The following is a 17,758-nucleotide window of genomic DNA, read 5'->3' on the forward strand; positions in this document are numbered from 1 at the left end:
ATATGAAAACAAGATTGATTAAATCGCTGACCGTTTTTTCGATGCTACTTGTGCTAAGCACTAGTTGTGTGAAAGACGATTCAAACATGGACAATTCTGAAACAGGAATTGTAACATACGAACTTACCGCAAACAAAACTGTTCAGGACATCATTACGTTCAACAACACGGCGAATCCGGTACAATATACCGCTGATGATATTATTGAAGCTTATGTAACTTCTACTGACGAAACCGGCACTTTTTACAACACGATTTGTTTGCAAAACATTGCCACCAACTCCAGCCAACCGATTGGTTTAAGTGTAACAGCTAACTTTTCATCTTACGTAAAAGGATTTACTCCTGGAAGAAAAATTTACATCAAAATGCAAGGTTTGTATACCGCTGTTGTTGATGGTTCATTGAAAATCGGAGCTTTGTTCGAAGGTGAAATCGGAAGAATCTCAGAAAATGAATGGCAAAATTTCTTATTCCCATCAGCTACGATAGTTGACGAAGACAATATGGTTAGAACCATGTCATTGGCTACTGCTGCAAATAATACCAATTTGAATACTTTGATTGAAATTGATAATGTTCAGTTTGCCGATAGCTCTTTAGGAAGAACACTATTTGATATTGATTCGGGCGGAAGTGCAACTAACCATGATATTACAGATGTAAATGGTGGAACTACACGTTTTTTCAGAGTGAGTTCATTTGCGCTTTTTGCGTATCAACCTGTTCCTTCTGGGAGAGGAAAATTAAGAGGTGTGATGACAAAATACGGCTCTGATTTTCAGTTTTTGGTTCGTCATCAAAACGACATCAAACTTACCAATCCAAGAACATATACTTTCAACAGTACCTTGAATGAAAACTTTGAAAGCTATGACACCAACCTAAAAAGTTTTGTAAAGTATTTGAATTTTGACATCTCTGGAGCTAAAAATTGGATTGTTAAAAGTGTCAACAGTACTAAATGTATACAAATGAGTTCATTTGGTGGCGATTTACAGTCAAATAAAACTTATTTTGTAGTTCCTGTAGATTTCACTGCAGCCAATACTTTTACATTTTCAATTGATACTGATTTCTTCTCTACAGGTTTAGGTTTAAAAGTATATCGTTCGACTGATTATGTCCCTGGTGAGAAAATAACCAATGCCACTTTGAATGACATTACTTCTAATTTCACTTTGCCAACAGAAACCACTTCAGCTTTTGTTTCAGCTGGAATCTATAATTTCCCGACCAATTTAACCGGTAATGGCTATGTTATTTTCGAATACACCGGAAGTAATATTTCTGGACCAACTCTGCTAACCACAAACGTAAACATTGACAATATTGTAATCAATTAATTTTTTTTACAGATTCAAACATAAAAAGCGCCTCAAAATAGGCGCTTTTTTGTTTCTGTCTAAAGGCTGTATAGAAAAGTAGTCTTTAAAATCCCTCTAGCCGCTTAACTGACGCTTTTGCAGATTCATTTATGCTTTCATAATAGTACAACTTTGTTAGTGTGGTTTCTGGGTATTGATTCGAATAAATGCTGCATAAGGAAATGGTTGTATCAATCTAATCTCAAGGCAAAAGTTATGTTCACATCGCTACTCCTTGAGACTTACCAATACAAACATTAATCAAATTACTTGTATAATAAAACCCTATGAAACTTTTTAATCAAATCGGTTAACAATAGTGATAAACTAAAATTAGTCTATTGGTTTCTTGGTATTATTATTGTAGAAAAACTATTCTAGGGCATCAATCAAGGTTGCCTTTTTACTTTAAAACAAACGCAAAACAGGAACTCAACTGCCAGTAATTAAAACTTGTTGGGTTAATATTCGTCCTTGGGATTACCTAATACTGATGATACGCTGAAAATAATAGCTGGCAATTGGTATTAGTTTAAGAATCCATCGAAATATTAGTAAAAAAAACCAGACCTTTAACAGTCTGGTTATTCCTAATATAGTTGTTGCTTTTTTACTTTACAATCAAGAACTCTGAACGTCTGTTTTGAGCGTGTTGCTCTTCAGTACAGTTTTCTTTACAATCGGCTTTAGGTTCAGTTTCACCCATTCCTTTTGCAGAAATTCTAGAGGCGTCGATTCCTTTAGAAATGATATACTGTCTAGTAGATTTGGCTCTTCGATCTGACAAATTAAGGTTGTAAACGTCACTTCCCCTGTTGTCTGTATGCGATTTAGCCATAATTACTAACTTGTCATTGCTCTTCATGACTTGAACTAACTTATCGAGTTCGAAAGCACCTTCTTGTGTAATATTGCTTTTATTGTACTCAAAGAAAATCGGGTTCAGTACAATCTCGGTTTCGGTCACAATCACATCGATAGGCTGAATCGCTGCGTCTACTTTGGTTTGACCACCTTTGGTATTGCTCACGATGAAAGTGTTGCTCTCAAATCCTTCTTTAGAAGCTTGAATGCTGTAGGATTTGTTACATTCCACCTCATAAGAAACTTCTCCTTTCTCATTGGTAGTTTTGGTAGCAATGACGTTCTTTTTGTCATCAACAATAGAAACACTAGCATTGGTTAACAGTTCTCCGGTTTTCGCGTTGGTCACAATCGTGAGCACTTCGACTCCACAAACTGGTGTAGCTGAGAAAATATCATCGTTCCCGTTTCGGTTACTAGAGAAGAAACCTAAATTTTTAGCTTTGTTGAAAGTAAAAGCGAAATCATCTTTTTCCGTGTTGACGGGTTTACCAATGTTTACCGCTTCAGTTCCTTTGGCCAAATCAATCTGGAATACATCCAAACCGCCAAGCCCTGGCTTTCCGCTTGATGAATAGAACAATGTGGTGTTGTCATCGGCGATGAATGGGAAACTCTCGTTGCCTTCTGTGTTTACCTTATTTCCTAGATTCTCTGGAGTACCAAAGGTTCCGTCTTGGTTAACTGCAACTTTCCAGATATCTACACCACCAATACTCCCCGGCATATTAGAGGAAAAGTAAAGTGTTTTTCCATCACGACTCAAACAAGGGTTGCTTGTTGAGTATTCGCTGCTGTTGAATGGTAAGGAAATTACTTTACCCCACTTTCCGTTGTCTTTGGTCGATACAAATAAATTGTTCTTTCCCAATTTTAGTTTATTCTTCTTGTCTTTTTCAAATGATGCTTCGCGGAAACTGTCGCTGGCAAAATAAGCAGTTGTTCCGTCTGTGCTAATAGTGATTGGTCCATCGTGGTATTTAGAATTCAATTCACTAACCGTAGTAGCATTGGTAATGGTACCGTCAATGTTGTAATCGGCCCTGTAAATATCCAAATAAGGCTCTTCGTTCCAGCCATACTCTTTTCTAGATCCATTTCTAGCGCTAGTAAAATATAACTGATTGTCATACAATACTGCTCCGAAATCTGATTTATCACTAGAGATTTCTAATGATTTTACGTCGTATGCCTTTAATTTATCTAGCAATTTTGGAACGTAATTCGGATTGGCTTTGAAGGTTTTTGCTCTTTGATCGTTGGGTGCTAAAGAGGCAAACTTTTGCATTTGCTTGTTCGCATCTTCATACTTCCCGTTGGCCTTGAGCATTTGTGCATAACGATAATATGTTTCTGCATCTTGTTCATTCTCAGTTGCCCTAGCATACCATTTGGTTGCTTCAGTCGTATTGAACATATTGTAGTAAGTGTCGGCCAATTGCTTATAAACGTAGTTGTCTGATTTACCGTTCTCGACCAATTTTAGATATTCTGCAGCGGCATCCACATATTCGTAGCGACTGTATAATTTATCTGCTTTCTTTGTGGCTGCATTCTGTGCGCTTAGCGATCCAAAGGCTATCACAAAACTAAATGCTATATAAATTCCTTTACTCATGTTTTTATATTCTTTTCGATATTCGTGAATCTTAGATTTCATGTTAAATTGCTTTTGATTTTAGAAATATCTAGGTGATTGTGATACTTTTTTCGGGAAGTTCAGATCGAATAACAAAATAACTTCGTGTGAAGATGGTGTGGTAACTTTCAAATCCGAGATGATGTGGTCATAGGCATAACCAATTCTCAAATTCGGGCTGATGGCATAATTGACCATGGCACCAAAGCTGTCTTCCTTGCGATAAGTAGCACCGACTTCAAATTTCTGGTTGAATAAAAAATTCGTCGAAATATCATAAGAAACCGGCGCGCCAAAAGCAGATTTGACCATCGCAAAAGGCTTGAATTTGGTGTTCTCGCTCAAATCGAAAACGTAACCTCCGGTCAAGAAATAGTGTGAGGTTTCATCTCCGAATTTTCTTCCGTTATAATCCAAATGCGTCGATTTGAGAATATTTGGCACCGAGAACGCCACATAGTATTTCTGGGTGTAATAGAAAACCCCAGAGCCGATGTTCAAAAACGTATTGCTGGTGTTTTCCTGAAAAGCCGGGTCATTCAAATCGGGAACATTTCCGTCTCCGATTTCGCTGAACAAACCTACTTTATGGAAAGTCGCACCTGCCTTCAAACCGAAAGCCAAACGGTGTTCGCCGCCCAAATTCAACGTGTAAGAGAAATCGCCATACACATTATTTTCTTCCACCGGCCCAATCTTATCGGAAATCACCGAAAGACCGATTCCGACATTTTTACCCACCGGAGTCGATCCTGAAAACGAGAACGTCGCCGGAGCATCTTCGATATCTACCCATTGCTTGCGATAAAGCAATCCAAAAGAAAGATTCTCTTTAGAGCCCGCATAGGCCGGGTTAATCACGTTCATGTTGTACATATATTGCGTATAGTGTGGATCTTGCTGGGCTTGGGCGTCGAATAATGCGAGAACCAATACTATTGTCGTATAAAATATTTTCTTCATTTTTCTATGTTTTGAAATTGTTGATTGTTGTCTTTAATTGAGCCGATTCATATTACAATTCGTGGTTAATATAAATCCAGCCGGTTTTTGATTTTTCGCCATTTCTTTCAATAACATAAAAATAGGTTCCGTCCGGTAATTCATCGCCGTCATCAGATTGTCCATACCATTCTTTTGAGTAGTTGGATTTGCTATACACTTTTGAGCCGTATCTGTTGAAGATTTCAAGTTTAGTTACGTTTTGTCCTTCTAGGTCAAAATAGTCATTCAAACCATCTCCTGCTCCGGTTCCTTTAGGCGATATACCTTTTTGAATCGTACAAGAAATTGTAGTAACATTTATTGGCTGAGTTGCAGAACAACCTTGATAAGTGACCTCTACGGTATAATCTCCTGTTTGAGTAACGACCAAAGTACTGGTGTTGCCTCCAAGCACATTTCCGCTAGCGTCTTTCCAAACAAATGTGGCAGTTTCGAAATTAGAATCTGAAGTAATGGTTAGCGTATAGTTACCGTTAATACAACCCGGAACAATTACAAACTCAGGATTATCCGCGATGGTTACTTCTAAAGTATGGCTTGTATAACAACCTACATTGGGCGTTGGTGTGAAGACGTAATCAGCACCCTGTGTAACATCAATAGTACTCGGAGACCAAGTTCCGCTGATACCATTCGGTGAAGTCGTTTGTAAAGCTGGTGCTGCTGCTCCTGAACAAAGCGTTAAAGCGGCATCAAAGTCTGGAGCTAAAATAGAATTTACAGTAACGGTAATCGTCTCTGATAACGCACATTGCCCTGGGTTTGGTGTAAACACATAGTTAGCCGTTTGTGTGTTATCGATAGTAGCTGGTAACCAAGTTCCTGAAATTCCATTGTTGGAAATACCTTGTAACGAACCTACCGCATCACCTGCACATATAGCAGCTATAGCATTGAATGTTGGAACAATAGTCGGGTTGTCAATAGTAATATTATAAGTTCTAACCGAAGCACATTGATTGGCATCAGGTGTAAAAGTATACCCTTGTGTGCCTACAGCTTGATTGTCAATCGTTGCTGGAGACCAAGTTCCTTGAATACCATTAGGTGAAAAGTTGGGCAATGTTGGAACTGTTGCCCCAGGACAATACGTTGGGAACTCGGCGAAATCGGGAACACGAACTGCAGTAATTGTAATTGGGAATTCGGTGAATCCTCCAGAAATACAATTGGCCAAATCAGGCTGTACTTCATATCGAATAGTAAAATCTCCGGCTGGTGAACCCGCTACATTGATTTCCCCTGTATTTGGATCAATAACCAAAGTATTCGGGTTAGAAGTATATGCTCCTCCTGTTACAAAACCAGCTGCACTTGTATCTGGATTGATGTTCGCATCTGAATTACAAACCGGTGTCGTGTAAGTAAATGCAGTAACTGGTGTTTGTGCGAATTGAGGAACAATATTCACCTGTACTGAATTGGTACAACCTGTAGCAATTTCTCTAACGGTAATGGTATGTGTTCCAAGGGCAACATTCGAGAATGTTGTAGTAAACTGCCAAGCACCACCGTCAATATTGTAATCATACAAATTAGAAGATGTTAATGGGTGTAAACCAACACTGTCATATATATCGTCATCATTGATGGTCCAATCAACTGGATTCCAAGTCATGCTTGGTGCTGTGGCACTAGTATTTCTTCTGTAATCATAGCCTGTTTCTCCATTAGGAGTAAAAGCAGATCCATCAGTAGCGCCCCAAAGATCGATTTCAACATCAGAAAGCGAGGTCAAACGAATGTTGTCATTCTCGTTAATTCCTGCGGCGCAAGTAGTTTGCTGATAAGTTGAAACACCTCCTTCATCAGGGCTGTTGCTTACTTTGAATACTTGAGTTGTATTGTTGGCAATGGTTCCTGACAAAGTATATTCACAAGAAGTAAAACTATTACCGTTGTTGTATATTTTCAACTTGTAGTTGCTTAGATCTTTTGTGACTCCAGTTCCGTTGAACAGTTCTACATAAGTTAATGAGGAACCGCTGGTATCAGAATCCGTTACTTCAGAAATAAACAAATCAGAAGCATTGGCTCCGGCCGGAGAAACCGGTGAAGTTACGACCACCGTTCCGGTAGTATTCTGACAATCTGGTTGTGTAATATTAACTGTCGGTGGATCAATTCCGAAAATATTCACAGTAAAGTTACCTTCTCTGATACACTCGCCCGATTGAGCGTAAATATAAATGGTTTGAGTTTCGGTAATATTAAAATCGGTTACTACTGTTCCGGTTCCTGTAGGTCCACCTGGAGCGGTATAATAAGTATTATTTACAGGTAAACCAGGAAGCGTAACATTGTTACAATCTGAAAGACTCGGTTGCACAAACAAATCAACAGTATCAATGGTAATATCAAACGTACTTTCATCACTACATAAGCCTGAAACTCCGTAAACATACAATGTTTGAGAAGAGGAAATAGTATCTCCTCCTGCTCCTGAATACATCGTTCCAGTTCCTGCTGGGCCTGTATAATAATTAAATGGTGAAGGCAAGCTTTCCAAAACAAGATTACTACATGCTCTGGCAGGTGCTAAATCTGGTGCATCTAAATCTTCTACAATATTAACTGTAAAGCTAATTTCAGCCGTACATGGAGGTGTTGAAGTAGTTGAAGCATATACATAAATCGTATTGGCTCCTGGAGTTGTGATTGGTAATGAAGCATCTATCGGCCCTACTCCACCTGGTTGAGAGAAATAATTACCTACAGTTAATGTGGGTAATTGATAACTTTGACAAGCTTGGGCGTCAGCAATTGGAGGAATCACCAACTCTTGGATATTAAGCAATACGTCTTCAGTTTTAGTGGTAACTTGACCACCACAACCCGTGTAAACTGCTTTCGCGGTCATATTAGTTGTTTCGGTAACACATACATTGATAGTTGGGTTGCTGCTGTAGAATTCGCCATCTTTCAACCAAGAAAATTCAACGTTTGAGTTTCCGTTAGGGGTAAATCTCCATGCTTCGTTATGTGCTTCCCACGCCCCTAAGTTCCTGTTTGGCGGGAAGTGTGCTAAAGTACCTGAATCATTCTGAATACCAATAACACCAAGACCTTCGTTCCAATCTTCGCAAACGGTTCTGTCTTGCACATATACTTCAATGATGTTTGAAGTTTCGTAAAGCACAATTTGACTGGTTTGTAAACCTACAGAAGTACCGCAATCGAATTGTCCTACATTATAGTAGTTAACTACAAACGCTCTACAAGGAGCAGCTCCTAAAACTTGATAGTTGATACTCCGTTGTATTGGAGAAGTATCTACCGCAGGGTTGATATCCTGATAAACACCATAAATAGCATTGAGAATCGGGAAAGTCGGATCAGGTATCAATTGATCGGCATCGGTATTCCAAGCACAGTTAGCGCCTTGAGCATATTCATCGAAAGTGATCACACCATTCGAACCTACATTAACTTTAGGGTAATTTACCCCAAAGAAACAGAAGTTAAACGGAAGCGTAAACGGAGCAGACCAAACGTCGTCGGTGGTTACTGGCAATTGCGTTCCGCCGGTAAATGGGAAAGGCGGAGCAAAATTCAATGGTAAAACCGTATAAGTTGTTGTATCTTTTGAATCAGTATAGGCTGCAGATAAGTCTACACAGTTTTCGCCAGGGCATAGATCAATTACACCTGGACTTGTAGTTTCTACTGAAATATCTACACTCGCACAAATAGCAGGCGGTACAGAAATAAAGAACGTAATTGGCCCAGTCCAACGACTCTTGTCAGTGTCAGAACAATGGCTTCTCACGAAAAACTCATAAAACCCAGGCTCTAATTCTGGCGTAGTAAACGTCGTTACTGTAAGTGGGATTCCAACAGTACTTCCATTCGGAACACTTGCTCCCGGAGTTTGATAAACTAAATCCCAATTGGTAGCAGTTCCAACTTCTGTCCATGACAAAGTAGCCGTTTGGTCTGAATTGTTAGCCGATAAAGGATTTATAGGCTGCGGACAGGTAGGAATCGTACAGAAGTTAAACGGTCCGGCCCAAGTACTGTTGCCGTTCACGCCGCCGCAAACACTTCTAACATAATACTCATAACAAGTATCCGGTGTCAAACCTGGTGCGGTGTATGGGTTACTTGTTACTGTGGTGCCCTGTTGGCTCGTTGGCGGTGCCGGAGAACCTGGTGGTACAATAACAATTTGCCATTCTGTTACCGGGCTATTCACGTTATTGGTCCAGCCTAATTTAGCTGTAAACGCAGTAATCTCTGTAGCGGTAAGTGCCGATGGTTTATAACATGATGGTGGTGTAGTTACGTTTCTCGGCACACTCCAAGTACTCACATCGCCAGGGCCACAATTTCCTCTGATATAAAAAGTATAAGCGGTCTCAGGAGTCAATCCTGTGTATACATAAGTATAATTGTTGGCTGGTGTTGGTAATGCGGTAACATCTGCCATAGTAATAGCTACCCATCCTGTTGTACTAATGTTTGGTGCTGGCGAACCTTGTGGCAAGGCCAAAACATGCCATGCCGTAGTACTCGGAACATTCGTAAATTGAAGCGTCACAGAAAATGCTGTTAAACCAGCAGCCACTGAAGTTAGGGTTGTTGGCTTGAAACAAGTAGGCGTCGTCGTAAACGCGCGTGGGCCAGCCCATGTACTTACTCCGTTAGCGCCACCACAATTCGTGCGCACATAATAAACATAATTGGTTTCTGGAGTTAATGGTGTACCATTATATACCCATGACCAAGTTGGGCCAGGTCCGGCTTCTCCAGGATTTACACTTATCCAACCTGTTGAATCTGCCGTTGGTGCTGGTGAACCGGCAGGCAATACTAAAACTTGCCAAGCAGTTTGCCCTGGGTTGGTCCAAGTGAAAGTACCTCCGAAAGGAGTTGGTGTAGAACCTAAAGCAGTTGGCTTAGGACAAGCAATTCCGGTGGTGAAAGCTCTCGGCCCAGCCGGAAGGCTAATAATTCCAGTCCCGCAATCAGTTCTGATGTAAAATTCATATTGGGTTTCAGGAATTAAACCTGTTGCTACATAAGAAAAAGTTGGTCCTGCGCCACCGCCGCCATTGGTGGTTACCCAGTTTGGATTATCCGGCAATGGATCTGGCAAACTTGCCAATTGCACAAGAATCTGCCAGTTAGTCTGTCCGGCATTGGTCCATTGTAATGTCGCTCCAAAAGGAGTAATCGTAGCTGCCGGTACTGTCAAAGCAGTTGGTTTCGGGCATTGCTCTTTGGTTCTGAAGTTGGTTCCACCTTTCCAATCACTAGGGCCATTAACCGAGCAGATGGCACGGATATAAACGGTGTAATTGGTATCAGGTAGTAAATCACCTACTGGGATTGTAAAAGTAGTAGCGGGTGCTGGCACAGTATAACAAAGACCTCCGGTACAAGCAGCTCCGTTAACTGGCACAGGAGAACCTTGAGTGACTACCAACAATTCGAAGGCGGTTGTCGTGGGTGCGGTTCCAGTTGCGTTCCAATTTACAACGGCATTGTTGAAAGTGATTGTAGCTGCCGGAACGGTTGGGTTTGCTGTAGGCGGTAAACACAATGGATCGGTGCAATCTACTGTTCCTGTATATAAATCAGTTCCAATCGATGCCTGACTGTTGGTAGTCATGGCATAAATCGTCTGGTTGAAACTGTTTTTGATATTGATTCTGATTTCATCCGGTGCATCACCTCCAACGCTCCAGAATAAAGTAAAGGGTTGGTCATCACACAAAGGCACTGTAACAACAGTTGGTCCTCCGTTAGTGATTGTAGCTCCGAGAGTAGCCACTACCAAACCGCCTTGTTTTACTTGCATTCTTCCGTTGTTCCAACCATCGCCTCCGGTATCGGTTAAGGTGAAGGTATGGGTACATTGGTTAGCCACTTCACAACCCGAAGTGTTGAATAAAAATGGGCCTGACCATGGACTGTAAACTCCAGCGCCACAATTTGCTCTTACCCAATATTGGTAGGCTGTTGAAGGAGTTAGTGCCGCTCCAGCTAATGTTGTTGTAAAAGTTAGGGTCGGATCTGGTGTTGGTACTCCTGCTGTAGTAGGAATCGATGATCCAGCAGTTTGAACGGCCACTTCCCAATCGGTCTCAGTTCCTGCCGCCCAAGTTGCTTCGGCGCTAGTTGGTCCAATTGGAGTGGTCACTGTAAGTCCTGTTGGTTGCGGACATTCTGTAGCCAACTGAATGTTCAAATTGTATTGATAGCTGGTTACCGCAGATGTACCTGACAATACAATATATATAGTCTGCCCGGCGGTTAAAGTCAAAGACGGGATAACCCTAACGTTAGAGTTTGTATTTCCCACACCCGCAATACAGTTGTTTCCGACAGTAACGCAACTGGCATATACAAACATACCTGTATTGTTGGTTCCGTTCGGGTTCATGCTGATGTAGATATTTTGTGCTTCGGGAGCAGTATAAGAATAGATGACATCATTGCTGGCCATAAAACCGTTGGCTGAAGCACCACAAGAAGCTGCTCCTGTAGTTCCGGTGATATTGTTTCCGTAAATAGAGGTGTTGCTAGTATCTGAATAAGGTAATGGTGTTACCACAAGTGGTTCGGCGCAGGTTCTTCCTAAAGGTTTAGTATTCCAGTTGAAAGGCCCCACCCATTCGCTGTTCGAAGTAGGGCAAATTCCCCTTACATAATATTGGTACGCAGTATTCGGTATCAATCCTGTTGCGGTGTAGCCTCGCTGTGGAGTAGTTGTTGAGGTAAATATTGGTGTTGTCACAACGTCAGGAGCAGGCACATCAACTGTAAAACCCGCAGGCCCATATTGTACCTGGAACTGTGTCGTGTTTGGTGCAGTCCATCTTAATTCGGTAGTTGTGGCTTGAATTGTTGCCGTAACTACAGCAAGGACTGACGGATTCAAACACTTCTCCACCACTTTTACATCATCGACTAACCAACGGTCGCCGCTGATTTGAAGACCTGGTTGCGTCACCGTTCTAACAAAAGCAATATAGCGAAGTCCGGTAAAGTTTAAGTCTAGTGTTTTTTCTTCATAATCCAACTGATCTGCTGTGATGGTGCTGAGTTCGGTTTCGGTATATTCTGCAAAAACAGTATAAGCAGCCAAATCCGAAGGGTCAGCAGAAGCGGACACCCGAATTTGGTATCGGGCACTATTGTCATCCCCGGTTAAAGTCTGTCTGGTAAAAAACCGCAACTGGCTATTGGCTGTAATGTTCAGTTGTGGCGTGATCAGCCATTCTTCCGCATTTTCTACACCAGGTAAATTCTGGCGATCAATATAAGCGGCTTTAGCACCACTATTGGCTGGGAACGGATTGACTCTGTTACGCCAGTTGGGCGCGGTAAAAGTTCGGTTGTCTTTCACTAACCAGTTTCCAGAATTCATCGCCCACACGCCTGCCCCATCTGGAGTATCCGGTGCGCTTTCAAAGTCTTCGTTGAGTATTTGGGAATATCCAAGCACCGATGAAAACGATAGTAAAAGGATGAAAATAATTTTTTTCATAATGAAAGTTTAGTTGGTTTATTATAGCGTTCTAATTTTAGAAGCTCCAAATTTAACAAAATTTATGAAAGCATTAATATAAATTTACTTTTTAACGATTTTCTGCAAAGAATGCCCGATTTAATGCACCAAATGCGCAATTGAATTGAAGCTTTTTAATTAGCTTTGCCACACATTTTTTACCATGCTCGAGAAAGAAAACATCAATTTTGAAAAAACTGTCATCGTCGGGATTGTCACCCAAAACCAATCGGAAGACAAACTCACCGAATACCTTGACGAACTTGAATTTTTGACCTTTACTGCCGGCGGTGAAGTCGTCAAGCGCTTCTTCCAAAAAATGGATCGCCCGAACCCGAAAACCTTTTTAGGCACCGGTAAAATGGACGAAATTCACCACTATGTAAAAGAGCATCAAATCTCGACTGTGATTTTCGACGACGAGCTATCACCTTCGCAACAAAAAAATATCACACGCCTGCTGAACTGCAAAGTTCTAGATCGCACCAACCTCATCTTGGATATTTTCGCGCAAAGGGCAGAAACTTCTTACGCCCGTACGCAAGTAGAATTGGCGCAATGTCAATATTTGTTGCCAAGATTATCCGGAATGTGGACACACCTCGAACGCCAAAAAGGAGGAATCGGACTGCGTGGACCGGGTGAAACCGAAATCGAAACCGACCGCCGTATAGTACGTGATCGCATTTCGTTACTGAAAGAAAAAATCAAAACTATCGACAAACAAATGTCGGTGCAGCGAAGTAACCGCGGGGCAATGGTAAGAGTGGCTTTGGTGGGTTATACCAATGTAGGGAAATCGACCTTAATGAATGTGATTAGTAAAAGTGAAGTCTTTGTCGAGAATAAACTCTTTGCCACCTTAGATACTACTGTTCGCAAAGTAGTCATAAAAAACCTGCCGTTCCTACTTTCTGATACGGTAGGGTTTATCCGAAAATTGCCGACACAACTCGTTGAATCCTTCAAAAGTACACTCGATGAAGTACGCGAAGCCGATTTGCTCTTGCACGTGGTCGATATTTCGCATCCAGATTTTGAAGATCATATCAGCTCAGTCAACCAAATTTTGCTCGACATTAAAAGCAACAACAAACCCACATTGATGGTTTTCAACAAGATAGATGCCTACCAACATTTAACTATTGAGGAAGACGACCTGATTACCGAGAAAACCAAAAGGCACTACACTTTACAAGAATGGAAACAGACTTGGATGAACGATGTGGGCGAGAAAAACGCGTTGTTCATTTCGGCTGTGAATAAAGAAAATCTCGAAGAATTCCGCAAAAGGGTTTATGAAGCGGTTCGGGAAATCCACATTACTCGTTTTCCTTACAATAAATTTCTCTATCCGGATTATGAGGATGCCGTCGAGAAAGAAGAATAAAAAAAAGACCTTTAAGAGCAATTCCTAAAGGTCTTTATTGTTTTTGGTTTCAGTTAGAATCCGTAATTCAAGCCAAGTCCGAAAATCTGTCTGGTCTGAAATCCGCGGAAAGCATTGTCGTCATAAATCGCTTGGAATACCAAGTTGGTCGTTAAATAACGATTGATGCGCATCACCATATTCATGGTATAATCCATGTCTACGTTTTGCGGATCTTCTAGATAGTTGGTGTATAAGTTCAACGTGTTTTCCATAGATACGTTGGTCATCAAATCGAGCTTGTAATAACCTGAAGCGTAGAAACCGAGTTCGTAACGGGTGCTTTTTCCTTCTTCGACACCGAAATATGCTTTTTCAGGCAGTGTAAAATCAGCATCTACAAAAGTAACTTTGGAGGTTAGTGGAGCCAAATTCACTTTGAGATTATCACTCTTCTTCCAGAACATACCCGGACCGAAAGTGAGATAAGCTGGCGAGAAGAGGTTGGTGTTTTCAGTTCGAATCTCTTTTCCGTTGGCATCTTTACCATAGATATATCCTTTGGTGAATTGGGTGCGGAAATTCAAAAAGAACGAGTAGTACCAATAGCCTACCGCTTTTTTTCCGAATACTGAATTGTATTCAAAACGGTCGTCGGTTTTCTTTTCAAAATCGGAATTCTTGGTCTGGATCAAACCGTATGAGGCAATGATTTTATTGTCCCAAGTGATGTCGTTTCTTTTGTAATTGAAATCGTAGTTGATGCCCAAATTCCCGGAAAGGTTATTCTCGCCTCCGGCCAACCAGTTATTGAAGTTGGATTGGTTGAAAAGAAAAATCAGGTTTCCTTTTTTGGTCCAGCCGGCTCCGGTAGTATCAACGATTTTTTTTACTGCTTTCTCAGTATTGGTGATGATTTCTTTCTCAGCGTCCTGGGCATTCATGATTCCCACGCCGCAGAAAAGCACTGTTAAGAATAGGATTTTTTTCATTTCTAAGGGTTTTTGTTTTTCGCGGTAAAGATACTAAAACCATCAGAATGACTAGAAAACTAACGCTGATTTATAGCCGTTTTAAATAAAGGAACCGCCGAACAGGCCTCGCCATACATGATGCTTTTGGCATAGGGCTGGAGCATTTGCACCGCCAGAATGTAAGCACTCATCGGCACAGGCTTTTTGGAACACCCTTTTAAAATGATTGGTTTGTCTTTGTATATGGTATAATCGAGCGAAGGAAGTTTTTCTTGATACAACACTGTTTCCAAATCCTCTAACGAACCCGCGACAATTTTTGCCGCATAAGGCTTTAAATGAATCGCAACCAAAATCATCGCCCAAGCCGGAACAATTGCGTCGGTACTGCAATGTACTGCTACGAATTGATTTTGATATATCGCCCAATCGTGATTTTTCAAAGCCTCACGAAAGTCTTTTTCGCGCAAGACCAAGCCTTCGAGCAACCATTGTGAAATATCAAGTAGGCAACGTTGGCCCGCAGCATAATAATCTTCGAGATCAAAAACTTCCAGTGCGCTGTTGGCGACTCTATTGATGATTTCTTCTTCCATGGTTACAACATGCCGAGTTCCAACTTGGCTTCTTCGCTCATAAGGTCTTTGCTCCACGGCGGATCAAAAGTGATTTCGACTTCGGTACCTTTGACATTTTCAATCGCGGAAACTTTCTCTTCGACTTCTTTGGGCAACGTTTCGGCCACCGGACAGTTCGGTGAGGTCAGCGTCATCAGGATTTTAACTTGGTAATCTTCGTTGACCATGACATCGTAAATTAACCCAAGTTCGTAAATATCAACAGGGATTTCCGGGTCGTAAATGGTCTTGAGTTTTTTGACAATTTGTTCGCCGAGTAATTGGGTGTCTATTTCTTGTTCCATAGCTTATTTTTTTGAATCGTACGCGAGCGCATACATTTTAATTTGTTTGATCATCGACACGAGACCGTTGGCGCGTGTGGGTGATAACTGTTCTTTAAGGCCGATTTCGTCGATAAAAGCGGTGTCAGCAGCTAAAATTTCTTGAGGCGTTCTATTGGAAAACACCCTAATCAGAATCGCAATAATACCTTTAGTTATAATCGCATCACTATCGGCGGTGAAAACGATTTTCTCGTCAACTTCTTCGGCGTGCAACCATACTTTTGACTGACAACCTTTGATGGTATTCTCGTCAGTTTTATATTGCGCGTCAATCAGCGGCAAGGTTTTCCCCAAATCAATCACGTATTGAAAACGTTCTTCCCAATCTTCGAACATCGAAAATTCATCGACAATTTCGTGTTGTATTTCTTTTATAGTCATTATTGCGGTAAAGCTAAAAGCGTGATTCGATTGATTAGTTTCTCAATTTCCACCGGCGGATTGTTGTGGTCAAAAGCCTGCGAATTATAGGTTTTTCCTTGATAAGTAATTTTTACGTTGGCAATGGCTGCCCCGTCGTAAAACCGTTTTTCAGTCGGACCTTTGTAAGTAGGCAATCCTTCAAGGTCTACTTCTTGAAAGGCTTCGATGATTTTCTTCCAGTCTGCAGTGGAGATTTTCTGGTCTACTGTAGGATTTTCGTTACTGCGGTCTTTGGAAATCCCGAATTTTTGGTTCTGCACCACAATTTTCTGGAAAAAACCGCGCGTGTTGGCCGTGTACTCAATTACTGCAGTTTCAATGTCTTGCTTTTGTTCGGAATTACAGCTTTTGGCTAGAAAAAACGTCAAAAAGAATAGCGAAAATAGTTTCATGTTTGTGGGTTTTAAAGCAACATGGCTTTGGCTTTTTTGACAGCCTCGACCAAAATGTCTATTTCTTCTTTGGTATTGTAAAAGGCAAACGAGGCGCGAATGGTTCCCGGAATACAAAAGAAATCCATGATCGGTTGGGCGCAATGATGGCCCGTTCTTACTGCAATTCCTTTTTTGTCGATAATGGTTCCGATGTCGTACGGATGAATGCCCTGAATGTTAAACGAAATTACGGAAGTTTTTTCTTTCGCTGTACCTACAATGTTCAATCCTTCTATTTCGGATAACTTTTCGGTCGCATAGTCGAGCAGTTCGTGTTCGTAAGCCGCAATGTGCTCAAAACCGATGCTGTTGAGATAATCTACCGCAGTTCCTAGTACAATTCCTCCTTCGATATTCGGCGTTCCGGCCTCGAACTTATGGGGCAAATCGGCGTAAGTGGTTTTCTCGAAACTCACTGTAGCGATCATTTCCCCGCCGCCTTGGTAAGGTGGTAATTGATTGAGCCATGCTTCCTTTCCATACAAAATTCCGATTCCTGTCGGGCCGCACATCTTGTGGCCGGAGAAAACATAAAAATCACAATCAAGTGCTTGCACATCGGGTTTGAGGTGCGGTACGGCCTGCGCGCCATCGATTAGAACAGCAGCTCCGACGGTGTGTGCTTTGCGAATCATTTCGGCAATCGGGTTGATGGTGCCCAATGCATTCGAGATGTGGTTGACCGCAACGATTTTGGTGTTAGCCGAGAGTAATTTATCGTATTCGGTTTGGATTAATTCACCGTTCTGGTTGATCGGAATGACTTTTAAAACCGCTCCGGTTCTCTCGCAGAGCATTTGCCAAGGAACGATATTGCTGTGGTGTTCGAGCGCGGAAACCAGAACTTCATCGCCTTTTTGGAGTAATGAAGCAAAACCGTTAGCAATGGCGTTGATGCCGTGCGTCGTTCCCGAAGTAAAAATGACTTCATGACTGTGTTGGGCGTTGATGTGCTGCTGGATTTTCTTTCTCGAAAGTTCGTAGGCATCGGTGGCTTTCTGGCTCAAACTGTGTACGCCGCGGTGGATGTTGGCGTTGGTTTGGCTGTAATATTCCGAAATCGCATCGAGCACGACTTGCGGTTTTTGAGAAGTCGCGCCATTATCGAAATAGACCAGCGGATGACCGTTGACCTTTTGGGAAAGAATCGGAAAATCGGCGCGTATTTTTTGGATGTCTAACATGCTTGTTTAAATGCTACAC

At 41.5% G+C, this 17,758-nt stretch carries 11 protein-coding genes; 2 read left to right on the plus strand and 9 right to left on the minus strand.

Features of this window, described 5'->3' with window-relative positions; translation table 11 throughout:
* Positions 1 to 2: 2 nt before the first annotated feature.
* Entirely contained in the window at positions 3 to 1,346 is a 1,344-nt protein-coding gene (locus G4D82_RS02515; protein ID WP_166334119.1) for a DUF5689 domain-containing protein, read from the plus strand.
* 631 nt (positions 1,347 to 1,977) lie between these two features.
* Here the strand turns inward: G4D82_RS02515 and G4D82_RS02520 are convergent.
* From G4D82_RS02520 to G4D82_RS02530, 3 genes are read right to left on the minus strand one after another with little or no spacing between them, the layout of a single operon-like run.
* A complete protein-coding gene (locus tag G4D82_RS02520) occupies positions 1,978 to 3,891 on the minus strand; it encodes an OmpA family protein (RefSeq protein ID WP_235924286.1) in 1,914 nt (637 codons plus the stop codon).
* A gap of 18 nt (positions 3,892 to 3,909) precedes the next feature.
* A complete protein-coding gene (locus G4D82_RS02525; protein WP_166334122.1) occupies positions 3,910 to 4,833 on the minus strand; it encodes a PorP/SprF family type IX secretion system membrane protein in 924 nt (307 codons plus the stop codon).
* Between the two features lie 52 nt (positions 4,834 to 4,885).
* Positions 4,886 to 12,370, minus strand: coding sequence for a fibronectin type III domain-containing protein (locus G4D82_RS02530; protein WP_166334124.1), 7,485 nt, complete (start codon positions 12,368 to 12,370; stop codon positions 4,886 to 4,888).
* 184 nt (positions 12,371 to 12,554) lie between these two features.
* Here G4D82_RS02530 and hflX point away from each other — a divergent pair, with 184 nt between their 5' ends.
* The gene (gene hflX, locus G4D82_RS02535) at positions 12,555 to 13,781 is read left to right on the plus strand and encodes a GTPase HflX (RefSeq protein WP_166334126.1); all 1,227 of its coding nucleotides are present in this window, start codon (positions 12,555 to 12,557) and stop codon (positions 13,779 to 13,781) included.
* A gap of 53 nt (positions 13,782 to 13,834) precedes the next feature.
* On the opposite strand, the gene G4D82_RS02540 is transcribed toward hflX, so the two are convergent.
* From G4D82_RS02540 to G4D82_RS02565, 6 genes are read right to left on the minus strand one after another with little or no spacing between them, the layout of a single operon-like run.
* Positions 13,835 to 14,752: a DUF3078 domain-containing protein gene (locus tag G4D82_RS02540; protein ID WP_166334128.1), complete on the minus strand. Its 918-nt coding sequence runs from the start codon at positions 14,750 to 14,752 to the stop codon at positions 13,835 to 13,837.
* A 59-nt stretch (positions 14,753 to 14,811) separates the two neighbouring features.
* Entirely contained in the window at positions 14,812 to 15,330 is a 519-nt protein-coding gene (locus tag G4D82_RS02545) for a DUF2480 family protein (RefSeq protein ID WP_166334130.1), read from the minus strand.
* 2 nt (positions 15,331 to 15,332) lie between these two features.
* Positions 15,333 to 15,656 carry an SUF system Fe-S cluster assembly protein gene (locus G4D82_RS02550; RefSeq protein WP_166334132.1) on the minus strand — a complete coding sequence of 108 codons (324 nt, stop codon included), beginning with the start codon at positions 15,654 to 15,656 and terminating at the stop codon, positions 15,333 to 15,335.
* Positions 15,657 to 15,659: 3 nt separating this feature from the next.
* Positions 15,660 to 16,079 (minus strand): SufE family protein, encoded by a 420-nt coding sequence (locus G4D82_RS02555; RefSeq protein ID WP_166334134.1) that lies wholly within the window; start codon positions 16,077 to 16,079, stop codon positions 15,660 to 15,662.
* Positions 16,079 to 16,513 carry a hypothetical protein gene (locus G4D82_RS02560; RefSeq protein WP_166334136.1) on the minus strand — a complete coding sequence of 145 codons (435 nt, stop codon included), beginning with the start codon at positions 16,511 to 16,513 and terminating at the stop codon, positions 16,079 to 16,081. The genes G4D82_RS02555 and G4D82_RS02560 overlap by 1 nt, the downstream gene beginning before the upstream one ends.
* A gap of 11 nt (positions 16,514 to 16,524) precedes the next feature.
* The gene (locus G4D82_RS02565; protein WP_166334138.1) at positions 16,525 to 17,739 is read right to left on the minus strand and encodes an aminotransferase class V-fold PLP-dependent enzyme; all 1,215 of its coding nucleotides are present in this window, start codon (positions 17,737 to 17,739) and stop codon (positions 16,525 to 16,527) included.
* Between the last annotated feature and the right edge of the window lie 19 nt (positions 17,740 to 17,758).

It is taken from the genome of Flavobacterium lotistagni (genome assembly GCF_011392125.1).
In the GTDB taxonomy this organism is placed as follows: domain Bacteria; phylum Bacteroidota; class Bacteroidia; order Flavobacteriales; family Flavobacteriaceae; genus Flavobacterium; species Flavobacterium lotistagni.

Coding starts and splice junctions, on each gene's coding strand:
- G4D82_RS02565 (WP_166334138.1), bottom strand. CDS start 17,739: ATGTTAGACATCCAAAAAATACGCGCCGATTTTCCGATTCTTTCCCAA.
- hflX (WP_166334126.1), top strand. CDS start 12,555: ATGCTCGAGAAAGAAAACATCAATTTTGAAAAAACTGTCATCGTCGGG.
- G4D82_RS02525 (WP_166334122.1), bottom strand. CDS start 4,833: ATGAAGAAAATATTTTATACGACAATAGTATTGGTTCTCGCATTATTC.
- G4D82_RS02550 (WP_166334132.1), bottom strand. CDS start 15,656: ATGGAACAAGAAATAGACACCCAATTACTCGGCGAACAAATTGTCAAA.
- G4D82_RS02560 (WP_166334136.1), bottom strand. CDS start 16,513: ATGAAACTATTTTCGCTATTCTTTTTGACGTTTTTTCTAGCCAAAAGC.
- G4D82_RS02545 (WP_166334130.1), bottom strand. CDS start 15,330: ATGGAAGAAGAAATCATCAATAGAGTCGCCAACAGCGCACTGGAAGTT.
- G4D82_RS02540 (WP_166334128.1), bottom strand. CDS start 14,752: ATGAAAAAAATCCTATTCTTAACAGTGCTTTTCTGCGGCGTGGGAATC.
- G4D82_RS02530 (WP_166334124.1), bottom strand. CDS start 12,370: ATGAAAAAAATTATTTTCATCCTTTTACTATCGTTTTCATCGGTGCTT.
- G4D82_RS02520 (WP_235924286.1), bottom strand. CDS start 3,891: ATGAAATCTAAGATTCACGAATATCGAAAAGAATATAAAAACATGAGT.
- G4D82_RS02515 (WP_166334119.1), top strand. CDS start 3: ATGAAAACAAGATTGATTAAATCGCTGACCGTTTTTTCGATGCTACTT.
- G4D82_RS02555 (WP_166334134.1), bottom strand. CDS start 16,079: ATGACTATAAAAGAAATACAACACGAAATTGTCGATGAATTTTCGATG.